Source organism: Clostridium sp. AF20-7, assembly GCF_003479275.1.
Lineage (GTDB): Bacteria > Bacillota > Clostridia > Lachnospirales > Lachnospiraceae > Otoolea > Otoolea fessa.
Genome location: NZ_QUGF01000031.1, coordinates 1 through 1,271 on the forward strand (window position 1 = coordinate 1; position 1,271 = coordinate 1,271).

A 1,271-nucleotide genomic window follows, 5' to 3' on the forward strand; every position below is an offset into this window, starting at 1 on the left:
TGTGAAGCGGGGGAAAAGCTGGAGATAACTTCAAAGGCTTACCTATCGCTATTCCCGTCTGACCTTGCTACCTATGGCAAAGATGCGAAGTCGCTTTTGAAAGAATTGCAGAGCCAGAACGAGCGAATGTTCATGGTGACATTTCTGGTGCTGAACACCGGGCGCACCGAGCAGGAACTGGAAAACAATGTGTTCCAGGCACAGAGCATCGCCCAGAAGCATAACTGCAATCTGCGTCGTTTGGATTTTCAGCAGGAATCCGGGCTGATGAGCAGCCTGCCATTGGCACAAAACCTGATCGAGATTCGACGTGGCCTGACAACCAGTTCCACGGCGATTTTTGTACCGTTCACAACGCAGGAGCTGTTCCAGAATGGTGGGGAAACGCTCTATTACGGGCTGAATGCCCTGTCGAACAACCTTATCATGGTGGACAGAAAGAAGCTCAAGAACCCCAACGGACTGATTCTGGGTACTCCCGGTTCCGGTAAATCCTTTTCCGCAAAGCGTGAAATCACCAATGCGTTCCTGGTTACGGATGACGATATTATCATCTGCGACCCCGAAGCGGAATATGCGGCTCTGGTTCACAAGTTCAATGGTCAGGTGGTAAAAATCAGCTCCTCCAGTACCAACTATATCAACCCTATGGACATCAACCTGAACTACTCTGAGGATGACAACCCGGTAGCACTGAAAGCTGATTTTATCCTGTCCCTCTGTGAGTTGATTATGGGCAGTAAGGATGGCTTGCAGCCTATCGAAAAGACGGTTATCGACCGTTGTGTGCATCAGATCTACCAGAGATATTTCGACAATCCTGCACCTGAGAATATGCCGATCCTTGAGGATTTGTATGATGCCCTTCTGAAGCAGGACGAAAAGGAAGCCCACCATGTAGCGACCGCCTTGGAAATCTATGTTAAGGGTTCTCTGAAACTGTTTAACAACAGAACCAATGTGGATATTCAGAATCGTCTGGTGTGCTTCGACATTAAGGAGCTGGGCAATCAGCTGAAAAAAATCGGTATGCTGATTGTTCAGGATCAGGTCTGGGGGCGTGTAACTGCTAACCGTTCTGCCGGTAAATCGACCAGATATTATATTGACGAGTTCCATCTGCTTCTGAAGGAAGAACAGACGGCAACCTATTCCGTAGAAATCTGGAAGCGATTCCGTAAATGGGGCGGATTGCCGACCGGTATTACCCAGAATGTCAAAGTGCGCCCAGATAGGGCGCTGTGCAAAGCAGTCTAAGGTACTGCCGCACA

General features: G+C 48.9%; 1 pseudogene. It reads left to right on the forward strand.

The features are described from left to right. Positions 1-1,221: pseudogene (locus DWX68_RS14460) on the forward strand (ATP-binding protein); the annotation flags it as partial. Positions 1,222-1,271: the final 50 nt, after the last annotated feature.